This is a genomic window from Kocuria rosea (assembly GCF_023715525.1).
GTDB lineage: Bacteria > Actinomycetota > Actinomycetes > Actinomycetales > Micrococcaceae > Kocuria > Kocuria rosea_A.
Genome location: NZ_JAMBOG010000005.1, coordinates 72,962 through 93,429, shown reverse-complemented (window position 1 = coordinate 93,429; position 20,468 = coordinate 72,962). Strand labels below are relative to the sequence as shown.

The 20,468-nt window shown below is 73.5% G+C and carries 21 protein-coding genes; 6 read left to right on the top strand and 15 right to left on the bottom strand.

The features are described 5' to 3' along the window. Positions 1-61 precede the first annotated feature (61 nt). On the top strand, positions 62-745 hold the full coding sequence (locus M3185_RS05065; RefSeq protein WP_251332584.1) for an SRPBCC domain-containing protein: 684 nt from the start codon (positions 62-64) through the stop codon (positions 743-745). Between the two features lie 196 nt (positions 746-941). On the opposite strand, the gene M3185_RS05060 is transcribed toward M3185_RS05065, so the two are convergent. Beyond that, on the bottom strand, positions 942-1,217 hold the full coding sequence (locus tag M3185_RS05060) for a hypothetical protein (RefSeq protein ID WP_251332583.1): 276 nt from the start codon (positions 1,215-1,217) through the stop codon (positions 942-944). Positions 1,218-1,629: 412 nt separating this feature from the next. Here M3185_RS05060 and M3185_RS05055 point away from each other — a divergent pair, with 412 nt between their 5' ends. Beyond that, positions 1,630-2,391 (top strand): hypothetical protein, encoded by a 762-nt coding sequence (locus M3185_RS05055; RefSeq protein WP_251332582.1) that lies wholly within the window; start codon positions 1,630-1,632, stop codon positions 2,389-2,391. 328 nt (positions 2,392-2,719) lie between these two features. Here M3185_RS05055 and M3185_RS05050 read toward each other — a convergent pair whose 3' ends face one another. The 3 genes from M3185_RS05050 to M3185_RS05040 all read right to left on the bottom strand — a co-directional run bounded on the left by M3185_RS05050 (position 2,720) and on the right by M3185_RS05040 (position 5,661). Continuing rightward, positions 2,720-3,667, bottom strand: a complete 948-nt coding sequence (locus tag M3185_RS05050) for a glycerophosphodiester phosphodiesterase (RefSeq protein WP_251332581.1) — start codon at positions 3,665-3,667, stop codon at positions 2,720-2,722. A 211-nt stretch (positions 3,668-3,878) separates the two neighbouring features. Then, a complete protein-coding gene (locus tag M3185_RS05045) occupies positions 3,879-4,409 on the bottom strand; it encodes a hypothetical protein (protein WP_251332580.1) in 531 nt (176 codons plus the stop codon). 445 nt (positions 4,410-4,854) lie between these two features. After that, complete coding sequence (locus M3185_RS05040; protein ID WP_251332579.1) at positions 4,855-5,661, bottom strand: hypothetical protein; 807 nt, start codon at positions 5,659-5,661, stop codon at positions 4,855-4,857. Positions 5,662-5,908: 247 nt separating this feature from the next. Between M3185_RS05040 and M3185_RS05035 the strand changes: the two genes are divergently transcribed. After that, positions 5,909-6,388: a hypothetical protein gene (locus tag M3185_RS05035; protein WP_251332578.1), complete on the top strand. Its 480-nt coding sequence runs from the start codon at positions 5,909-5,911 to the stop codon at positions 6,386-6,388. 383 nt (positions 6,389-6,771) lie between these two features. Here M3185_RS05035 and M3185_RS05030 read toward each other — a convergent pair whose 3' ends face one another. From M3185_RS05030 to M3185_RS05020, 3 genes are all read right to left on the bottom strand, one after another. Continuing rightward, positions 6,772-7,152 (bottom strand): hypothetical protein, encoded by a 381-nt coding sequence (locus tag M3185_RS05030; RefSeq protein WP_251332577.1) that lies wholly within the window; start codon positions 7,150-7,152, stop codon positions 6,772-6,774. A 689-nt stretch (positions 7,153-7,841) separates the two neighbouring features. Beyond that, positions 7,842-8,333 carry a hypothetical protein gene (locus M3185_RS05025; protein WP_251332576.1) on the bottom strand — a complete coding sequence of 164 codons (492 nt, stop codon included), beginning with the start codon at positions 8,331-8,333 and terminating at the stop codon, positions 7,842-7,844. Between the two features lie 466 nt (positions 8,334-8,799). After that, a complete protein-coding gene (locus tag M3185_RS05020; RefSeq protein ID WP_251332575.1) occupies positions 8,800-9,222 on the bottom strand; it encodes a hypothetical protein in 423 nt (140 codons plus the stop codon). Between the two features lie 300 nt (positions 9,223-9,522). Between M3185_RS05020 and M3185_RS05015 the strand changes: the two genes are divergently transcribed. Next, positions 9,523-9,963: a VOC family protein gene (locus M3185_RS05015; protein WP_251332574.1), complete on the top strand. Its 441-nt coding sequence runs from the start codon at positions 9,523-9,525 to the stop codon at positions 9,961-9,963. Positions 9,964-10,508: 545 nt separating this feature from the next. On the opposite strand, the gene M3185_RS05010 is transcribed toward M3185_RS05015, so the two are convergent. Continuing rightward, complete coding sequence (locus tag M3185_RS05010; protein WP_251332573.1) at positions 10,509-11,048, bottom strand: hypothetical protein; 540 nt, start codon at positions 11,046-11,048, stop codon at positions 10,509-10,511. Positions 11,049-11,318: 270 nt separating this feature from the next. On the opposite strand from M3185_RS05010, the gene M3185_RS05005 reads away from it, so the two are divergent. Next, on the top strand, positions 11,319-11,888 hold the full coding sequence (locus M3185_RS05005; RefSeq protein WP_251332572.1) for a hypothetical protein: 570 nt from the start codon (positions 11,319-11,321) through the stop codon (positions 11,886-11,888). 440 nt (positions 11,889-12,328) lie between these two features. After that, complete coding sequence (locus M3185_RS05000; protein WP_251332571.1) at positions 12,329-13,102, top strand: hypothetical protein; 774 nt, start codon at positions 12,329-12,331, stop codon at positions 13,100-13,102. Between the two features lie 497 nt (positions 13,103-13,599). Here M3185_RS05000 and M3185_RS04995 read toward each other — a convergent pair whose 3' ends face one another. From M3185_RS04995 to M3185_RS04965, 7 genes are all read right to left on the bottom strand, one after another. Further along, positions 13,600-13,767, bottom strand: coding sequence for a hypothetical protein (locus tag M3185_RS04995; RefSeq protein ID WP_251332570.1), 168 nt, complete (start codon positions 13,765-13,767; stop codon positions 13,600-13,602). Between the two features lie 83 nt (positions 13,768-13,850). Continuing rightward, complete coding sequence (locus M3185_RS04990; RefSeq protein WP_251332569.1) at positions 13,851-14,057, bottom strand: helix-turn-helix domain-containing protein; 207 nt, start codon at positions 14,055-14,057, stop codon at positions 13,851-13,853. Next, positions 14,057-14,536: a DUF2975 domain-containing protein gene (locus tag M3185_RS04985; protein WP_251332568.1), complete on the bottom strand. Its 480-nt coding sequence runs from the start codon at positions 14,534-14,536 to the stop codon at positions 14,057-14,059. Before M3185_RS04985 ends, M3185_RS04990 begins: the two co-directional genes overlap by 1 nt. Before the next feature lie 276 nt (positions 14,537-14,812). Next, positions 14,813-15,544 (bottom strand): aspartate/glutamate racemase family protein, encoded by a 732-nt coding sequence (locus M3185_RS04980; protein ID WP_251332567.1) that lies wholly within the window; start codon positions 15,542-15,544, stop codon positions 14,813-14,815. Positions 15,545-15,598: 54 nt separating this feature from the next. Continuing rightward, on the bottom strand, positions 15,599-17,179 hold the full coding sequence (locus tag M3185_RS04975; protein WP_251332566.1) for an NCS1 family nucleobase:cation symporter-1: 1,581 nt from the start codon (positions 17,177-17,179) through the stop codon (positions 15,599-15,601). A gap of 302 nt (positions 17,180-17,481) precedes the next feature. Next, on the bottom strand, positions 17,482-18,855 hold the full coding sequence (allB, locus tag M3185_RS04970; protein ID WP_251332692.1) for an allantoinase AllB: 1,374 nt from the start codon (positions 18,853-18,855) through the stop codon (positions 17,482-17,484). A 356-nt stretch (positions 18,856-19,211) separates the two neighbouring features. Next, on the bottom strand, positions 19,212-20,426 hold the full coding sequence (locus M3185_RS04965) for a glycerate kinase (protein ID WP_251332565.1): 1,215 nt from the start codon (positions 20,424-20,426) through the stop codon (positions 19,212-19,214). Positions 20,427-20,468 lie beyond the last annotated feature (42 nt).

Here is a 20,468-nt window from a genome sequence, read left to right as displayed (position 1 = left end):
CTGTCCGGCCCGGGCTCGCCCGCGGCTACGGGGCCCGCCCGCACCCCGCAGAAGGAGAGCCATGGAGATCACCGGCACCGCCCACCTGCAGGCCGGCCGCGCCACCGCATGGGCGGCATTCCACGACCCCGAAGTCCTGCTGCGCACCGTTCCCGGGGTGGAGTCGCTCGCCGAGCTGGGGGAGGACCGCTACGCCGTCAGGGCCACCATCGGCGTGGCCTCGATCAAGGGCGCCTACGAGGGCGAGGTCGCCTTCCGGGAGCAGCAGCCACCGGACGCGTTCGTGCTCGAGGTGCAGGCGGCGGGCGGACCGGGCACGGTCTCCGCCGAGGTGCACGTGCGGATGGCCGACGCCGGGGACGGCGGCACCGATCTCACGTGGGCGGCCGCTGCGGTCGTGGGCGGCTCTGTCGGCGGTGTGGGCCAGCGAATGCTCGCCGGAGCCGGCAAGCGGATGGTCGCGTCGTTCCTCGCCGCGATCGACCGGGACCTCGCCACCGGCGGCCGCGCCCCCGCGCCCTCCACGGCCGGATCCGTGACGACCACGAGCCCGGCCACGAGCGCGACCACGGGAAGCGGCGGGTCCCCGGCCGAGGCACGCGGAGCGCTTCGTGCCGGGGAGGGCCCTGCTGCCAGGGTCCCGGCCGCCGGGGGTCTGCCCCTGGAGTTCGGCGTGGGAGTGCTCCTCGGCGCCCTCGTCGCGCTGGGCGGAGTTCTTGTCGGCTCGCGCATCCCACGGCGATGATGGCAGGCGGCAGCGTGGGGAGCCGTCCCAGTGGATCAGGCCACCGCGGATCCGGCTGTCGAGCAGCAGGCTGTCGTATCCGTCACGGAGTTGGCCTCCATCCCCCGGGCGACCTGCGGGGCGCCCCGGGGTCCTCCCCACGAGACACCCCCGGCCTCCGAGGCCGGGGGTGTCTCCGAGGCCCGGCCACCGGGGCTCAGGACCCCGATGCGAGGGCTCGGTCGATGGCGATCTGCAGCCCCACCAGCTCGGCTCGAGTCAGGGTGTTCGTGGCCTTGTTGTTCAGCACCTCGTACAGGTATCCCTCCGGGGTCCACAGGACGGCCACGCCGAAGGCGTCCAGGGGCTCGGGCGGGTAGAAGGTGGGGCCCTCGTACTGCTCGTGCTCGACGTCGACGAGCTGCCAGCCGACGGGCAGCGGGTGGACCTGCTCGTGGAGCTGGCGCGGGCCGGGGTCGGTGTTGTGGCTCATGGGTGGCTCCTATGTAGGGGCAGCTGTGGATATTGGGGGGCTGCCAGGGGTGCCTTTCATGGGGCGTTCTCATGATGATGCATACAGGACCCCGCAGAGCACGCCGGGCGGTGCTGTGGCGAAGAAGACCATTTATGGCAAGTGCAAAACGTCTTCCGGCGACTGCCGCGCACGATCCCACGTCCTGCGGAGATGGTGACCATGGTCCGTCCGGGGCGGCGTCAGCGGCTCCGGCACTGTCCGCAACCGACCACCGACCAGTTCCCGGGCGCTCTCCGACTCGCCATGGCCACCACGGTCACCAGACCGGCCGGCACCGCACCCCGGTCATGGCCGTCGGAGCCCCTTCCCGGTCGCGGGTGCGCGGGCCTCGTCGTCGCGCCGGCGCTCAGGATGTGCTCTACTCGGTCGCATGAGCGCCTCCCCTGTGCCCGGCACGCCCACGGCTGCGGACTTCCGCGCGCTGGCGGCCAGCTCGCCGTGGCGGTTCACCACCGTGCACTTCACCCATCGGCGCCAGGAAGACAGCGGGAGCACGGCGCTGGGCGAGCCGGTCGAGGCCTGGCTCGATCGTCGCGTCGGCCGGGTGGTCGTGCGCTCCTCCGCAGGAGTCGAGGCGGCCGAGGGAGTGCCATACAGCGGATCCGCCGAGCCGGTGTGCTGCGGCGACGACGGCGCGGTGCGCGCTGTGCCCCCGGCTCCGGGGACGGGAGTCGTCCTGCGGCCGGATGGCCTGGTCTTCCAGCGCCCGGAGGACTGGCACTACGACCACGGCGATCCGATGTGGCGGGACTACCAGTTCACGGCCATGCTCGATCCGGCCGAGCTCAGCCAGGGCGTGGACGTCCGTGACGTCACCGCCACCATGCTCCGCGGCCGGCTCACCTGGTCGGCCACCTGCCGGCCGCTGGTGGGTGAGAACGAGGACTGGGACAACGGCTACACCCCCCGGTGCGGGTGCTGCCCGCTGCTGGACAGCCCCGCCAGCCGGATCCCCGAGTACGGTCCCGAGGACCCCACCCTCACCAGCGGCGGCCTCGCCACGCTGTACAGCGTTTCTCTCGATGTGCAGACGGGCATCGCCGTGGACATCACCCCGCTGGACGGCATCACCGGCAGCAGCCTCAGCAACGACCTCCACGCCGTCGACCGGCCCCTCGACCCACCACTGTGACACGCCGGTCCGCCCTCCGGGCCCGCCTCCGCGCGACACCTCCTCACCTGCCGACCACCATGCAGGGAACTCGGGCGTCGCTGAGGTCGCGTCTCCGTCGGAGGACGTGATGGCCCGGAGACGCGCCACCGGTGAGGCGCCCCCGCACGGAGCGTTCGGGCGGATCCAGGCCTGACGGCGCTCCGGACCGGCCGGGGCCGACCAGGTCCTCGCCCCGCTGCCGGACCGGCCGCGGGGCGGGCGACGGCACGGACCGAGCAGGACGCCCGTTCCCCGCTCCCGCTGGTCCCGCGGAGGCCGCTCGGTGTCCAGCTCCCGCGCTCGTGGGTCAGGGTTCCCGGAGCACCCGGGAGAGCAGATCGGGCCGGTCGGTCATGACGCCGTCCACGCCCCACTCCAGCAGGCGGCGCATGTCGGCCTCGTGGTCGATCGTCCACACGTCCACCCGCAGCCCCGCCTGCTGGGCGGCCCGCAGCAGCGCGGGGGTGAGCACGCGCACCCCCAGGATCCTGTCGGGCGGTTGCAGGCCCTGGAACGGAAGGGCGTGGTGGGCGTGGAGGCCCAGCAGGCACAGGAGCCGGAAGGCGGCGAACTCCGTCAGCGCCGCCGCCGTGGGGACCGTCCCTCCCGAGACCTGGCGGAAGCGCCGGATCGAGGCCGTGCGGTTGGTCGCGACGAGGGTGCGCCCCTGAGCCTCCGCCGCCTGGATGGTGCGCCAGACGATCTGCTCGGCCCCGGGCCGGTTGCCCTTGAGCTCGATCGCCACGCGATGGGCGGGGAAGGCTTCGTAGACCTCCGCCAGCGTGGGGACGCGGACCCCGCGTCCGCGCCACGGGAAGGTCGCCCCGTCGAGGGTGAAGGTGTGCCCGGCGTCCAGGCGCTGCAGGTCCCGGGTGGACATCCGTGCGACGGCTCCGGTCCCGTCGGTGGTGCGGTCCACGGTGAGGTCGTGCATCGACACGGCCGTGCCGTCGGCGGTGACCTGGACGTCGAGCTCCAGCACGACGTCCCCGAGGGCCGCGGCCGTCCGGAACGCCTCCAGGGTGTTCTCCGGGGCGACCTCGGCCCCTCCCCGGTGGGCGAAAGCGGCCGGCCAGCCCGTGGGCACGGGAGCCTTCGGGCCCGCCGACGGATCGGCCACGTGCCGGCCCAGCGCCGCACCGAGGTTGCTCGTGAGCAGGTTCCCGGCGAACGGGACGGCCGCGCGCAGCAGAGCTCGGGCGCGGGCGGTGACGTCGGGGCGGGTGCCGTCCTGCGCGGTGGTCACCGGGGTCACGGGAGTCCTTCCGGTCGATGGGGCGGGGCGCACCGGGGTCGTCGTGGCGTGCGCACCCGGCGCGGAGGCATGCTCGTCTGCCCACCCTACGACCCCGGCGGCACGGCGCGTCCGCCGAGGACCTACCACGAGCGGCGCGGTCGGGCGAGGTCCTCGAGGCGCTCCGGTCGTTGGTGCCGGACGGGGGCCGCTTGGCCACTCCGCCCCGGGTTCACGGGGAGGCGGCCGCCACCAGCGCAGCGGCCCGGACTCCCCGGGCGGCCGCTTGGAAGATTGTGACCAGCATCATGAGTAGCAGCCTCCGGGGGAGGAACCCTGCGCGGTCGCTGCCGGTGAGGAGCAGGTTCCCGAGGAGGAGCCCCGCGCCGGTCACCCCGGCGAACACGTACCACCGGAGCTTGTGCAGCGCTACCGCGTGCCCTGCCCTCCACGCCATCGGGGAGGACAGGTTGGCGGAGGTGCGCAGCCCGATCCGTCTGTTCCTGGGCAGCCTCCCGGAGGCGGCCGCCGACACCACCAGGTACACCGTCACCGGCACCAGGGTCATCATCACGGCCTGCACGATCGCGGCGGTCGTGTGCTCTCCTCGTTCCTCGGGGCTGACACCGGGGGCCCAGGAGCCGTCGTCAGCCGTGTCCTCAGTACGGGTCGTGGACGACCACGAGCCCGGGAGGTGCCAGGACACGCTCCGGGCCCCGCTGGCGCTCCGGAAGCGCGGGGAGAGCGCGGGCACGGTCGTCATCGTCCCTAACCTGCTGGTGCTCCTCGCCCGGATCCCGCTGCGCGAGCGGCCCGGGCCCGGCGCCCTCAGCAACGCGCAGGTGATCGGGCTGGTGCTCGACGCGACCCCGGGGGTGCTGCCGCCGGCTCCATCGGTGTGCACCTCGGTCACCGGACCGTGTGACGGTCCGGTGACCGGTCTGGCGAGGTGTACCGGGAGGTCCGTGCTTGTCGCGCGCACCTCGATCAAGGCGACCGTGGTGCTCGCGGGGCCGACTGCTCGGAGGGGCCGTGGGCCTGGGCGCGGTGCTCTGCGAGCTGGCCGGCGGAGCGCTGGTCCAGTTCCTCCTGCCCCGGCTGGGCAGTCGGCTGCACCCCTGACGTCGCTGCCCTCAGCGGTGAGCCGGGGTGTCCGGTCGCCGATGCCGTCGCCGTGTGGTGGCCGGGCTGTCGCCGTGGGGCGGGGTTCAGGGCGTGTGGGGGTCGTTCCAGCCGCGCAGGGCGTGGATGCGAGCGGTCTTGGGGTAGGTGCCCGGGTGCGGTGCGCGGGGCCCGAGCTCGAACAGGTCGAGCATCAAGAACAGCGGGTAGTCGGGGGCCTGCGTGTCGCGGTGGACGATCCTGCCCTCGCAGCCGATCACTGTTCCTGCCGGTCCCCACACCACGGACCAGGTGTGCGGGAGGGAGGCGTCGACGGGCACGGTGACCTCGACCATCTCGGTGGTCAGGGCGGGGTCGCCGTGGGCTTTCACCCCGCAGCGGGCGCGGCTGTGCCCGGGGCTGACGGCGCCGGCATCGATCTCGAACAGGCAGATCTCCCCGCTGTGGGTGGGGGAGCGGTGCTCGGTGCCGACCAACCACGCCGCCAGCATGCATCCCGGGTCCGTGCTGGCGCTGACCGTGACGTCCACCCGCCCGGCAGAGGGCGCCCACAGCAACCGTTGCGGGGTTGCGGTGCGCACCGCCAGACCGTCGGGCCGGTGCCGGTGGGTGCCGCGGGCGGAGCCCACCGGCCCGGAGAACACCCCGGTCTGGAGATTCGAGACCCGCATCGGGGCGTCCTCCGGTCTCCAGTCGGGCTGGTCCGCATCGATCCGCAGGCGGATCCCGGCCCCGTCCAGGTCGTACCGGGCCCGGGAGCGTTCCGGGGTGGTCCAGTGCGGGAGATAGTGATCGACCCACAGCTCGCGACGAAGACGCGGCGGAGGGAAACCGTCCTCGACCTCGGGCGGGCGCGCGGGTGCCTGCGGGAACACCTGGACATCGTCAATCATGGCACCAGTCTGCCCGCCGGACGACAGCGCGTCCCGGGGATCCCGCGACCGGTCCGGGGCACACATCCCTGCGCGGTCCGCCGGGGCCGGTACCGGGAAGTGGCCGTGGGCAGCTCCCCGGCGCCGGCCGGTCCCTCCCGTGGGCAGCCACGGCAGGGCCGCCCCGCCGGGACCCGGCACGGGCAGCGGCGGCCGACCCCGGAAGAGGTGACGGACCGCCCGCACCCGGCCGGGGGACACTGAAGGCATGACCGATCCGCTCCCGGGCCCGGAGGACGAGCCGCCCGAGCCGCCCGAGCCGTTGCCCGTTCCCGGTGATGTCGTGGAGGGGTCGAAACTGGCAGCCCGGCGCCCGCACGTGGAGCGGCTGCGGGTGGTGCGCACGGGGAGGGTGAGTGCCACCGTCTACCTCGGCTGGCCCGACAGCCCCGGGTCACCGCCCACGGCGGTGACCGTCTACGAACGGGCCCGGGTTCTCGCCCACGCCACCGGCCGGGAGGACCACCTGCTGCAGACCTCCCCGCTGCGGGTGCAGGTCCACCTCCACTCCTCGGAGCCGGAGATCACCGGGGCGGGGATGGAGGTGCTGATGGACCTCTCCGGCCTGCCCACGGCACGGATCGAGATGCACTTCTACGCCCTGGAGCCGACCCCCGAGACCCTCGACTGGTTTCTCGACGCCGCTGTCGCCACCTCCTGGGCCCTCACCGAGGGCGCCGGCGCCTGAGCCGCACCCTCACTGCTCGCGCCCCGGGGTTCCACGGCGAGGAGCGCGAGAGGCGCACGGTGAGCGGTGCCTCGCGGTGAGGCCTTCGCGCCCGGCCTGGATCCGGGGGCAGGATCGGTGGCCGACGGCACGGGTCGTGGACGGTGCGCCGTCTGCGCGGTCCTGAGGTCACGGCCCCGGCGTGGCCCGAGCACCCCCACCGGCTGGACGCGCAAGGAGACCCGCGCCGCCACGGTGGGCACCGCGTCCGTCTCCTCCCGCCTCATCCGGCGTAGCAGGGCCCGGCCCGGCCGCCGCCCGGGCCCTGTCGGGCCGAGGGCGGTGGGGAGGAACGCTGCGGCGCCGCTGGGAGTGCGGTCGGTGCCGCCCCCGATCGGGCGGATCTAGGAGCGGGGTGGGGCGAGGATCATCCGGCGCATCATGATGACGACCGCGGTGGTGGCGACCACGGCGGTGGCGGTGCCTGCGGCGACGGCGCGGTAGAGGCCGGTGTCCATGGCCGGCGCGGTGTCCTGGTGCGGCTGGGGCGTGTGGCGCGGCATCACGGTGACGGTGCCGGGGGTGACACGCGGCTGGGCGGGGATGAAGCGGGAGCTCACCACTGGCGCCTCCGGCGCCACTGCTGCTTGCGGGGCAACCGGTGCTTCGGGTAGGACCGGGGCCGCGGCGGGGGCGTGGGGGTGCCCGGCGGAGGCCTGGGAGGCCAGCTGTGGGGTGGAGGTGGCCGCCTGCGCCGTGGGGTCGCCGTACCAGCTCCAGGACATCGGCGAGGTGGGGAGAGGCAGAGGGGCGAGCCCGGGGGGTCCGGTGGTGGACCACCAGTAGTAGCTCCCGCCCTCGACGGGGACAGCGGCCGGGTCGGTCCCCCTGGTGAGGGGCTGGGCACCCGGGTGCCGCGGTGTGGCTCCGCCGTGGTCAGCCGGGTCCGGGGAGCCCGAGGTGGTGTCCTCCGGCGGCGCCGTCGCCGGTGCGGTGGCGGCCGGGAGCTGGGAGCCCGGGGCGGTGCCGTTTCCCACGAGGGTGTGGCTCCGGTGGGCGGGGTCGTCCCGGAGCGGGGTGGGGGTCGTGCTGTCGGAGGCCGGGGGAGCAGCGAGGGCGGGAGCCGGTGCAACCAGAACCGGTGCAGCCAGGACCAGGGCAGCGAGGGCGAGAGGACGAAGGCGCATGGGGGAGGATCTTCCGAAGGTGGTGCCGCGGGCGCCGGGGCGGCGGTGCGGCAACGGTGGAGGAGCACTTCCATTCTAGGTTCGGCGCCGCGGTTCCAGGAGGTCTGCGGGGTGTGTCCTCCACGACGCCGTCCGCTGCGTCGGGGCGGGTCGAGGGGCTCGTCAGGACCCAGGTGCGCCCCGGCCGTTCCGCGAGTGGCGCTCGCCGGGGCGGGAACAGGCTCGGCCGTGCAGCCGAAAAGGCCTGTGCGGTGTCGCCCGGGCCTGTCCCGTGCCGGGGAGCGGGGTCAGGTGCTGGTGGGGCGGCCCTTGCTTCCGGGTGCCGGTCGCGGGTCGGGGCAGCAGCGGTCAGGGGTGTTCTTGAGGCCGGTGAGGTGGTGGAGCACCTGGGCGGGGTCGACCTCGAGGATCTGGATCTCGACCGGGCCGGGGTGCCCGTGGTGGGCGAACAAGCCCCGTACGCCCTGGTCGTGGTCGCTCAGGCGGGCGATGATGCGGGTCCGGTTGTAGGTGGTGGCCATGGTCACGGCCCAGTCCCAGGAGGCGGAGGAGCCGTCCATGGGGGCGTGCTGGTCCTCCCAGTCCGCAGGGGTGTTCCCGGCGCCGAGGGCGCAGCGGATGAGGTCGGTGAGGTCGTGCGGGTGGGGGGCCAGGCGCACGAGGGTCTGGCCGTCGTCGATGGCCAGGAGTTCCACCAGGAAGCCGTGCTCGCCGGCCCAGGCGTCCAGGGCGGCGTCCACGAGGGACAGGTTGAGGGTCGGGAGGTGGGCGTGGTTCACGAGGGCGTTCTTTCCTGCCGGGAGGGGGTGCTGGGCACGGGGAGGGCGTGCCGTGCACCGGGGGATCGCCGACGATGGTACAGGGGTTCGCGCCGTGTCGGCATCCGCCGTGGGCCGCCTCCGGCTGCTGCAGATGCTGGGCAGTGCCACCGTGGAGGCCCCGCCTGCGCCCGACAGCGCGATCGGACAGCAGAGGATCCCTCAGCGGCCCCTCCCATCAGCTGAGGCAGTGGCGTGACCCCTGGGCGGCCCCGGCCGACAGGCCATGGTCGTCACCATCCGGCGCCATGAAGCAGCGGGCGGGCCACGGGGCGCGCAGCAGCGACAGCGCACCGACGTAGGTGATGCCGGCTGGAGCGTCCGCGCCCGACAGCGGCGTGTGCCGGGCCGCCATGGTGGTCGGCAGGTGCCGGCCGGGAGGAACGACTCGTCGGCACCCGGGCCCAGAGGAAGCCGTGGCTCCTGGTCAGAGCCGGTCGTCCAGGGCCATGGGCGGGGCAACGTGGACCGGGGCCGGCGCCGGCTTGCCGACCGAGCCTCTGACCGTGCCCGGACCGATGCTGCGCGTGACGGAGACCAGCTGGTAGGGCCGCTTGGCGCGGGGTCGTGCGTCGCGCCGAAGCAGCGCCACCCATCCTTCCCGGGCGACGTCCACCTGCGTCAAGGGCCGGGTGAGGTAGCTGGTGATCGTGGGCGGACTGGTGGACCGGTCGATGCGGACCCCGCCCACGAGATCGGTATTGAAGTCCCGGGTCCATGCGTTCTTCGCCGGCGTCGCGGAGGCGATGTGCTCTGCGAACTCCGGGGGCACCACGAAGGTCGCGATCCTGCCCTCGATGCCCTGCAGCAGGAGCGGCACCCGGTACCGGGGTGCGTCCAACTCGCCCATCCCCAAGTCCTCCCGTGCGGGATCGGACAGGTCCATCATATCGGCGGCACCTGCAGGAACTCCACGTTCTCCTCCCGGCAGGTTGCCGTCCCCTTCTCGCGCCGCTGTGGACGTCGCCAGGGGAGGGCGCCGGGGGAGTGCATCGGCTCGGCCGGTCCCTGGGGCCACAGGAGAGGGCGCCGCGTCGCCCCGGGGGCGGACGGCTCGGAGCGGCGGCGGTGGGACGAGGACTGCCGCTCGCCGCGTCCTCGCTTCCCCGCCGGTGGTGCCCGCCCACGGGAGGGTCTACGTTCTTGGAGCATGAGCGTTCAGCGGATGGACAACGTCGCCATCGTCGTCGACGACCTGGAGGCCGCCGTCGCCTTCTTCACGGCCCTCGGCCTGGAGCAGGAGGGCACGGCGCAGATCGACGGCCTTTTCGCCGACCAGGCGGTCGGACTCGACGGTGTGCGCAGCGAGATCGCGATGATGCGCACCCCGGACGGTCACGGCAGGCTGGAGCTGACCCGGTACCGCCATCCTGCGGCGGTCAGCGCCCCGCCACGGAACCCGCCGCCGAACACGCTGGGCCTGCACCGGGTCATGTACGCCGTGGACGACATCGACGACACCATCGCCCGCCTGCGCGCCCACGGCGCCGAACTGCTCGGAGAGGTGGCGCGGTACGAGAACCGCTACCGGCTGTGCTACCTGCGCGGGCCCGCGGGCATCATCGTCGCCCTGGCCGAACAGCTCCCCTGAGCCGAGCCGATCAGTGCCCGGTCTGCTGCCGTGCCTTCCCGCCGGACCTGCCACGGGTTCCCGGTCGCCGGGCCGACCCCGGTGGCGCGGCGCACCTCGGCGGTGCCACCGCTCGAGGCCCGGTCTCCGGTGCTCCTCCGTCAGGCCCAGCCGCCGTTGACGCCGTCCGGCCCCTGCCTCGACCCGTCCGCTCGGCCCGGGCGGGCGCGACGAACGCTGGAACCCACCCCAAGGGGACTCCGACCCCTCGTCGGTCAGCCGGCCGGCCTGCGCGACGAGCTCGTTGGCCTCCTCGGCCGCTGCCGCGCATGTCCTGGAGCCCTCCGACGCCGCCTGGGCGTCGGCTCCTGACTGCTTCGCACCACGTCCCCTCGTGACGAGGGTGGCCACGGCGAGCCCTGGGACCGGCACCGCGACCGGCAGCGCGCCGAAGCCGGTCGATCCCGGCGCAACCATGTCCCCGGACGGGGGTTCCCGACCCGGGGTGCGCGTGGCGGTGGCTGTCGTGCGGACGTCGTGGTGGCTGCCCTGTCCGGTCACGGCCGTCACGGCCGGGGCCTCCTCGGCCGCGGGAGCCGGAGCTGCTCCGCCTGGTCGCGCTCAGCGCAGTCCACGAGCACGGTCTTCGGCAGCTCCTTGCGGCCGAGGCGCCGCCGCCCATCGACCACCGACTCCAGCGCGTATTCGGGCACGTTCCCGACCGTGCCGGTGACGTTGGAGATGTCGGCCGCGCTGACCGGGCCTCTGACGGTGAAGGCGACGGACGCGCCGCCTGGCACGTCCAGGCCGCCACGGCGGTGGATCGTGAGACCTCCGCTGCCTGGCGGCAGGAACAGCCGAACGTGGTGAGCCGTGCTGCTGCCGCGGTTGATCAGCTCGTACCCGACCTCGTTCCCGCTCCAGCGTCCGGTGATCTCCCACCGGACGTGCCGGGACTCCGCCCGCTCCCTCTCCCGCCGGACGGATTCCCTCGCCGCGTCCGCGCTGCGCTTGCTGTAGGCCACCGCGAACAGCGAGAGGACCAAGGCCGCTGCCGCCACGATCAGGGTTCCCACATCGACAGGCTCCGCACCCTGCAGGTTCATCTGCCCATGCAAGCACCCTCGTCAGCACCGGAACAGATCCGCCGGCATCATGACACGGTCCCGGGACCAGCCCCGCGACAGGCGGGCTGCCGCGGCACGACGGGGCGGTGCGCCGTGGGGCGCTCCCCGGCGGACGTGGTCGTCCTGCCGGCAAGCCCCCCGCGTGGTGGCACGCGCCCCGCCGGGTCCCGGGCCCAGCCACTGCCGGAGCGCTCCGTGGTGGCGGAGACTGGGGGTGTCCCCTCCCCGATCCCGCACCCTGGAGAACAGATGGCACCCACCGACAGCACGATCCCCACGCGCCTCCTGACGGCCACGCTGCGGCCGGTCCCCGCCACCGCGGACTACGTGCTGGGCGCCTGTACCGCCACGGAGGAGGCGTACCCGGGGGCGGACCCGGCGCAGTCCCTGGAGCTGGTGCTGGAGGGCTCCGTGGTCGCGGTGGCCACCGAAGGCGACGGGGACCCGGCGCGGCTGACGGTCCTCGGCGCCACCGAGGAGGAGCGCCGGGCGCGGGAGGACCAGCTGGAGGCGTGGATCGGGGACTTCACCCGGGCCGGGCTGACGTATCGGGAGGTCATCGGCGGCCGCCTCTACGAGGCCCCCTACGACCGGGACCTGGTGGCCATCGCCTTGCTGGCCGAAGCGGAGCTCACCGCGGTGCTCGCCCACGAACCCGACCGCTTCTACGCCACCTCCCGGGCCGCGGTCCAGCGCCAGGAGTTCCAGCCCCTGGCCGGCTCCGCATCGATGACCGACGAGCAGGTCCGCGAGCACCTGGCCGGCCACGGTGCCGGGGTCGTGTTCTGGTCCCCGGACCAGCACGCCTGGATCTCCTGAGGAAGCACAGCGGGCACGTCCGGCGCGGGAACGCCCCGGCCGCTCCCTGCGCAGACCCCGGCCTCGCCCCGTGGGGACGGCGGGAGCCCGGGCCGCCGCGACGTCGTGCTCCCGGGCCACCACGACACGCCCGGAGCGCAGCGGTGCCGCGCACTAGGACCGCAGTGGTGGCCACCCGGTGCCGGGACGAGGAGCACCTGCTGGTGACGGTGCAGAACCGCCTTCCCCGGCGAGGGCCGCCGGCGCCTTCCGCTGCCGGCCACCGGAACTGCGGTCTGCCGTGCGCGCCGACTGCTACGGTCGCTCCAGCAGGCACCGGGCGCACCGGGGGTCCATCGTCTCCGGCGTCACCGGGAGCACCACGCGGCCGATGAGCCTCCGTTGCGCTTCGGCCCATGGCGGGGCCGCAGGGTCGGCCGAGACGAGAGGAGCGGGTGGGCGTGGAGCAACGGAGGATGCTCAACAAGGACGGGGCCGTCTACGTCGGCGCCCGCGCGGTGGTCATCCCCGCCCGGACCGGCAGCACGGGCGAGCCCACCACCCGCCAGGTGGTGGTGGCCGCCGACCACAGGAGCTTCACCCTCGATGACGGGCACACCTACGAACGGCTCTCCGGGACGATCTGGGGCAAGCGCTACTCCGTGGACCTCGGCACCCTGAGGGTCCGCCAGGCCTGCACCGAGGGCGCGGGACTGTTCGAGAGCCTGTGGCGCTCGGCGACCGACCCCGCGTCCCGCACGCCCGAGAAGATCGCCGAGGCCCAGGAGCAGTTCCTCGTGGAGGCCCTGCGCGCCCGCCACCGCATCGCGCCGTGGGCGCGGCCCGACTTCTCCTACGACGTGGCCCGGGCCCGGACCGCCCTGGCGGCCCTGGCCGCGGACTTCGCCCGCATCCCCGAGGCGAGGCTCTGGGCAGTGCTCGAGCACCACCGCCGCACGGATGCCGAGATCGCGGGGCTGAGCCAGCCGGTGGGCCCGGAGTGCCTCACCACCGAGCACGGCACCTGCCGGACGTGCCGGCCGGTGCTGGTGTGGGCCTGGGTCGCCGAGCGCCGCTGGAGCCACCACGGCGGGGACCCGGCCGTGCGCTACGACGTCGAGGCGATCCTCGCCGCGCTGGAGAGGATCGACCCCGAACACCGGAACACCCCCGGGCACGTGCTGTCCCGGGTCCTCGACGAGCACCACCGGTCCGCCCCGACGGCCACCGCATGAGCGCGCCGTCCGCCGACGCGGGCCACCGGGACCGCTCGGACGGAGGGCGCCTGAGGCGAGGCACCCGGTAACGGCCCGTCCTGCGAGGGACGGCATCGCCCGGCGGACCGGCGACGTCGTGGCCGTGGTGCGGGCTGCGGGCTGCGGGCGCTGGGCCTTGGATCGATGCCACCGTGCGGGGCGGCGAACCATGGGCGTACGGACGGTGACGGTGCGCCGACGACGGCCTGAGGCGACACGTCCCGCCGCGGTGGCGTGCCGCCGGGCGCCTGCGAGGGCGGAGCTGCCCAGGGCCGCCTCGCCCGGCGCCGTCCGGTGCCGGCGCGCGCCCTGACCCGGCGTCCGCGCCGTGGCCCCCCGCGACGACCACGGGTCGCCTGCGGTGCACCCGGAGCGTGCGTCCAGGGCCGGCCCGGGGCTCGAGCGGGCGCCGGGCTGCTGACCCGTGGCGCACGGGGCGCCACCGCGTGCTGCCGATCGGCCCGGTGGCCGGCCGGTCATCGGCTGCGCCGGGCGGTCCGTGCACCGAGCACCACCGCGGCGAGGACGAACAGGGCGCCCAGCAGCTGGAGGCCCGGCGAGTCGTCGGCTTCCCCGTACACGATGCCGGCGACGCCCACCGCGAGGCCGAGGGCGGTGGCGAGGAGAGCAAGGAGGGGTTTCACGGGATGTCCTTTCGCGGGCGTGGATCGGCCGCCGGCCGTGCGGTGAGCCGTCGACGCGGTTGAGGTCGTGCAGGGCCGGTGGTTCAGTCCTCGACCCACTCGAGCAGGTCCCCGGGCTGGCAGTCCAGGACCCGGCACATGGCTTCCAGGGTGGAGAAGCGCACCGCCTTGGCCCGGCCGTTCTTCAGCACGGCGACGTTGGCCGGGGTGAGCCCGACGCGTTCGGCGAACTCGCCGACGCTCATCTTCCGCTTGGCCAGCTCGACGTCGAGGCGCACGATGATCGGCATCAGATCACCGCTTCCATGTCGGTGCGCAGGGTCGTGGCCTGGCGCAGCAGCGCCCGCATCACCATCATCAGCAGCCCCAGCACCGTGAGGCCGGTCAGCATCAGGAACAGCAGCAGCGGCAGCCCGGGGTCCTCGGCGTTGAAGCCGACGTAGAGGAACACCCCCAGCAGCACCGCCCAGGCGGACCCGACGGCCCACACGATGGCATCCACCCACACCAGGGAGGCCGCGCTGAAGATGCGGTCCTTCTTGACCAGGGTGAGCAGCTTCCAGGTGGCCACGATCACCACCTGGGCGCACAGCACCCAGAACACCGTCACGGCCGTCGCCGGCCATCGCAGATAAGCCATGTCCGGGGACTCCCGGGCCATGTGCGCGAACTGCCCGGGCAGCGACATCACCTGGAACAGCACCAGGATCCCGAACAGCAGCACGAGGAAGATCCTGAGGGGGGCGACCACCCGGTGTTCAGCATTCATGCATCGATTCTCACCACATACCTATCGAAAGTCAATAGGTGGGCGCGAGACCCGCGGATCCTTCCCACGGTGCTGCGGGGCGCAGGCGGTGCTGCGGGTGCGGGACCTCGGTGGGGGAGGCGTGGGCCCCCCGGCGCGCTCGAGGGTCTGCACCGTCACGGCCGCCCTGGCCCCTCAACCTCCCTGCGCCGCAGCCCGTCGCCTCGGGCAGGGGCAGGGCCTCGCCCCGGTGCGCCAGGCCGGACCTGGTGCACCGGGGCGAGACCGCAGGGCACGTCACGACAGGAGACCCTGCGGGGACCAGTTCTTGAACGCCTTCTGCCGGGCGGGTGCGTAGGTGCGGACCTTCGACGTGGTCAGCCCCAGCCGGACGAGGGACTCGGCGACCGTGACCGCTGCGGCGACCCCGTCGACGACCGGGACGCCCGCGCGTTCGGCCACCGTCTCGAGCAGGCCGGCCATGCCGCCGCAGCCGAGGCAGATGACCTCGGCCCGGTCGTCCTGCACGGCCCGGAGGGACTGGTCGACGATCGCCCGGACCGCCGCGTCGGGGTCCGATTCCAGCTCCAGCACGGACATCCCGCTGGCCCGCACGGAGGCGCAGCGGTCGGTGAGCCCGGCGAGCTTGAGCCGGTCCTCGATGAGCGGGACCGTGCGGTCCAGGGTGGTCACCACCGAGTACTTGTGTCCCAGGTACATGGCGGTGCTCGCCGCGGCCTCGGTGATGTCGACCACCGGGACGTCGAGCAGCTCCTGCAGCCCTTCCCGGCCGTGCTCCCCGTAGCCGGCCTGGATGACGGCGTCGAAGGGCTCGGGGTAGGCCTTGACGGTCTCCATCACGGCGATGGCGGCCAGGTAGCTCTCGTAGTTGCCCTCCACCGACTCCGCCCCGAACAGCGGTGTCAGGGGCACGATCTCCGTGCCGGGCGAGGCCGCGGCCGCGGCCCCGCGCCCGATGGACGCGGTCATGGATTCGGTGGTGTTCACGTTGACCACGAGGATGCGCATGGTGGGTTGCCTTTCGGTCGGAGCTGCGGGGTGACTTCGTCCTCGCTGGCCTGGTCAGTGCTTCGGGGCGACGGCGATCGCCTCGCCGTCCACGGCGTGGAACGCGCCGTGGCGGTCCGCGATCAGCAGGTAGATCCCGGCGGCCAGGATCGCCCCGACGAACCAGGAGAACCCGGCGACGAAGGTGAAGGCGGGGACGAGTGCCAGGACCAGGGCGACGACGGCGGCCGGGGTCCCGGCGAGGATGGCCTTGCGGTTGACGCCGCGGGTGTAGGCGTACTCCCCGTCCGGGGCCTCGGAGTACAGGTCCGGGATGTTGACCCTGCCCTTCCGCACCAGCCAGTAGTCGGCCATGATCACGCCGAACAGCGGGCCGAGCAGGGCGCCCAGCCCGCCCAGGAAGTACACGATGACCACGGGTGAGTTGTACAGGTTCCAGGGCAGGATGACCAGGCCGATCACGGCGGAGACGATGGCTGCCCGGCGGAAGTTCAGGGTGCGCGGGAATAGGTTGGCCAGCGTGTAGATTGGGGCCACGAAGTTGGCCATGAGGTTCACCGCGATGGTCAGGATGATCAGGGCCAGGCACGCCAGCACCAGCAGGAAGGTGTTCGGGATCGCGGTGACGACGTCGGTGGGCGACTCGATGATCGTCCCGTCGATCCTGTACTGGGCGCCGGCGAGGACGACGACGATGGCGGCGAAGAAGAGCATGTTGATGGGGATGCCGTAGAAGTTGCCGCGCACCACGGACCGCTCCGAGGGGGCGCCGCGGGTGAAGTCGCAGAAGTTCAGGACGAACGTGCCGTAGATGACCACCCACAGGGCCGCGGACTGGAAGATCCTCACCCACATCTCGGCACCGGTCAGCGACTCGGCGGTGGACCAGGCGATGGAGCCGCCGGCTTCGACGAACATCCAGACGGCCAGGGCGAGCATGGTCAGCAGGATGACGGGACCGGCGAAGGCCTCGTACTTGCGGATCATCTCCATGCCGAAGCTGACGATGACGACCTGCACGATCCACAGCGCGACGAACGAGAGCCACCCCAGCGTCGAGAGGCCCAGGAACGAGTTCGTGTCCAGCGGCGCCAGCGACGGCGCGAGGGCCAGGATCAGCACCCGGAGCACCACGGAGGCCAGGTAGGTCTGGATGCCGAACCAGGCGATCGCGACGCCGCCCCGGACGACGGCGGGGATTTGGGCGCCCTTGACGCCGAAGGCGATGCGGCTCATGACCGGGAACGGCACCCCTGTGCGCTCCCCCATGAACCCGGAGAGGTTCAGCAGCAGGAACAGCAGGACGGCGCCGAGGAGGAAGGCCAGCATGATCTGCCAGGCCCCCAGCCCCAGGGCGAAGAGCCCGATGGCGAAGGCATAGTTGCCCAGGGAGTGCACGTCGTTGGCCCACAGCGTGAAGATGCTGTAGGCATGCCAGGTGCGGCCCTTGCGGGTGGTCGGTGCCAGGTCGGGGTTGTAGAGCCGGGGGCTGACGCCCGTGGGAATGGGCCCGGTCGTGCCGGGCACATGAACGGCGGCGTCCACGGCTGGGTCCCCGGTGCCCCAGGGCTCCGGGGTGATCAGGTGCGGGCGCCCGTGCTCGGCCTGCGAGCCAGGAGCGTGCTGGTGGGACATGAATCAGATCTCCCTGCGACAATGAAGGGTGGGCCCGGGTGCGGGTGGAGGCGGCCCGGGGCCGGTGGCGCCGGCGGTGGTGCTGGCAGCCGACGCCTCCTGGACGACTGATACTAATTCCGTATTGTGAAATTACGGTTTCATTCAGTGAAATAAACCCTAGATGTGTTCCAGGGCACAGTCAAGGATTGTGAAACGTGTATTTCGCCCGCCCCGCTTTTTGCACCTGGAACGCTCACAGGCCGCCGACGAGGAGCGGAACTCCTCGTCGGCGGCCTGTGGCGGGACGCGCTGGTTCTGCGTCAGCTCTCGCCGCGGCGGATCAGCCGGCCCCGGGGCGTCGTGAAGTCCACGGCGGTGCCGCGCAGGTAGGTCCTGCGCACCGTCCCGGACAGCGCCTTGCCCTGGTAGGGGGTGATGGGGTTCTTGTGGTGGAGCTTCCCGGCGTCGACCACGAACGCGTCGTCGGGGGCGAAGACCACCAGGTCCGCGTCGTAGCCCAGGGCCAGCTTGCCCTTGGAGCGCAGCCCGGCCCGCCGGGCGGGCTTGGTGGACATCCACTCCACCACGCGCCCCAGGCCGATCCCGCGCCGGCGCGCCTCGGTCCAGATCAGGGACAGGCCCAGCTGCAGGGAGGACACCCCGCCCCAGGCCACGCCGAAGTCGCCGTTGTCGAGGTCCTTGAGGTCCAGCGTCGAGGGCGAGTGGTCGGAGACGATGAAGTCGATGGTCCCGTCGATCAGCCCCTGCCACAGCAGCTCCCGGTTGCCGACCTCCCGCACCGGCGGGCAGCACTTGAACGCCGTGGCGCCGTTGGGCACCTCCTCCGCGAGCAGGGTGAGGTAGTGCGGGCAGGTCTCGACGGTGATGTCCAGGCCGTCGCGCTTGGCCGTGGCCAGCATGGACAGGGCGTCCGAGGAGGACAGGTGCAGGATGTGGGACCGCGCACCGGTCCAGCGGGTGCGCTCGATGACCTCGGCGATCGCCAGGTTCTCCGCACCCCGCGGACGCGACTTCAGGAAGTTTTCGTACACGTCCCCTTCCGGGTGCGGGGCCCGGTCGATGGCCCGGGAGTCCTCGGCGTGCACGATCATCAGCGAGTCGAAGGTCTTGATCTCCGCCAGGTCCTCCTCCATCTCGTCGGCCTCGAGGTGCGGGAACTCGTCCACGCCCGAGTGCAGCAGGAAGCACTTGAAGCCGAAGACCCCGTCGTCGTGCAACTCGCGCAGGTGCGGCTTGTTGCCCGGGATCGCCCCGCCCCAGAAGCCGACGTCGACGAACACGTTGTTCTGGGCGAAAAGCCGCTTGTACTCCAGGGCCGGCACGTTCACCGTGGCCGGGACCGAGTTCAGGGGCATGTCGAGGACCGTGGTGACGCCGCCGGCCGCGGCGGCCCGGGTCGCGGAGGCGAAGCCCTCCCACTCGGTGCGGCCGGGCTCGTTGATGTGGACGTGGGTGTCCACCAGCCCGGGGAGCAGGTGCTCGTCGTCGGCCAGCTCCACGAGCTCGCGGCCCCGCAGGCCGGAGCCCAGGGGCTCGACGGCCACGATCCGCCCGTCGCGCACACCGATCTCGCGCGGGGCGAAGTGGTCGCCGCAGGAGACGTTGCGCCCGCGCACCACGAGGTCGAACTCGCGGTGGTCGCCGGCGAAGGCGCCGTGGTCGTCGGCTCCCATGTGCGGGGCCTCGGCCGCGTCGTCGGGCAGACCGTGCTCCCGCTTGTACTCGGCGATGAGGCGGCGGACGCGGTCGGGATCGTTGACGTCCTGGCTGACCTCGCGCTTGTGGGCCTGCTCCGCCTCGAAGGCGCTCTGGGCGGCCGCGGGCTTGGTGGCGGCGCGGGCGGAGTCCTCCTGGGCGATCGCGGCCGGCTCCTGCGGCAGCCGCTGCGAGCGCCCGGCAGGGTCCGAGCCCGCGGGGGCGGCGGACTCGGCCTGCGCAGGCGGCTGCTGGGGGACCTCCTGTTCCGGGCTCTGCCGCCGGGGCGGCTTGCTCTCGGTGGCGCTGCTCTCGCGCGGGGTCTTCTTGTCCGTCATTGGATGTCCTCCTGCTCATCGGTGCCGGTGCCGGCCGGCGCGTCGTCGGTTGTGCTCTTCGCCCGGAGGAGCTCCGGGAGGTCGTGGGCGAGCTGGGCACCCACCTGCTCGAGCAGCCGCCCGGCCTCGCGCATGCTGATCCGGGGGTCCGGCTCGAGGTCGGTCAGGGCGTAGGTCCGCACGAAGCCCGCGTCCCGGCCGACCTGCGGCTCCAGCGTGGTGCGCCCGCACACCGCGACCACCGGCACGCCGGCCGCGCGCGCGAGCGCGGCAACGCCCACGGGCGTCTTCCCGCCCAGGGACTGCTCGTCGAGGCTGCCCTCCCCGGTGACCACGAGGTCGGCGCCGGCCGCCTGCGCGGCGAGGCCCGTGAGCTCCAGGACCACGTCGATCCCGGGCCTGCGGTGGGCCCCGAGCACGGCCAGGGCCGCGAAGCCCACGCCGCCGGCGGCCCCGGCGCCGGGGGCCTCCGCGGCCTCCAGGGCGGGCGGGCCCAGGGCCTCGGCGAGCCGGTCCCGGAAGACCGCCAGTGCGGCGTCTAGCTCCCGCACCTGCTCGGGGGAGGCCCCCTTCTGGGGGCCGAAGACGGCCGCCGCGCCCCGGGGGCCCACGAGCGGGTTGTCCACGTCCGCGGCCAGCACGAACTCCGCCTCGCGGATCCGGGGATCGAGCCCGGCGAGGTCGACCCGGGCCAGGCGGGCGAGCGGGGCCCCGCCCCGTCCGAGCTCCCGGCCCGCCCCGTCCAGCAGCCGGGCGCCGAGGCCCGCGAGCAGCCCGGCGCCGCCGTCGGTGCAGGCGCTGCCGCCCACGCCGAGCACCACGCAGGTGGCGCCGGCGTCGAGGGCGGCACGCACGAGCTCCCCGGTGCCCCGGCTGGTGGCGCCAACGGCGTCGTGGGCGGGCTCACCGTGCTCGTCCACCGGCAGGGCCGCCAGCCCGGAGGCCAGGGCCATCTCGACTACCGCGGTGCGGTCCCGGAGGGCGAACCGCGCCGTGACGGGCTCGCCCACGGGCCCCGTCACGGTGGCGGGGAAGGAGGTGAACCCGGCGCTCACGGCGGCCTCGAGGGTGCCCTCCCCGCCGTCGGCCACGGGCAGCGGGAGGACCTCGGCCGCGGGCTCCACGGCGCGGATGCCGGCCGCGAGGTGGTCCGCCACCTCGGTGGCCTCCAGGCAGCCCTTGAACTTGTCCGGGGCGATGACGATGCGCATCTGCGTCCTCCTGTGCGGGTGGGTGCCGGTGCGGAGCCGGCG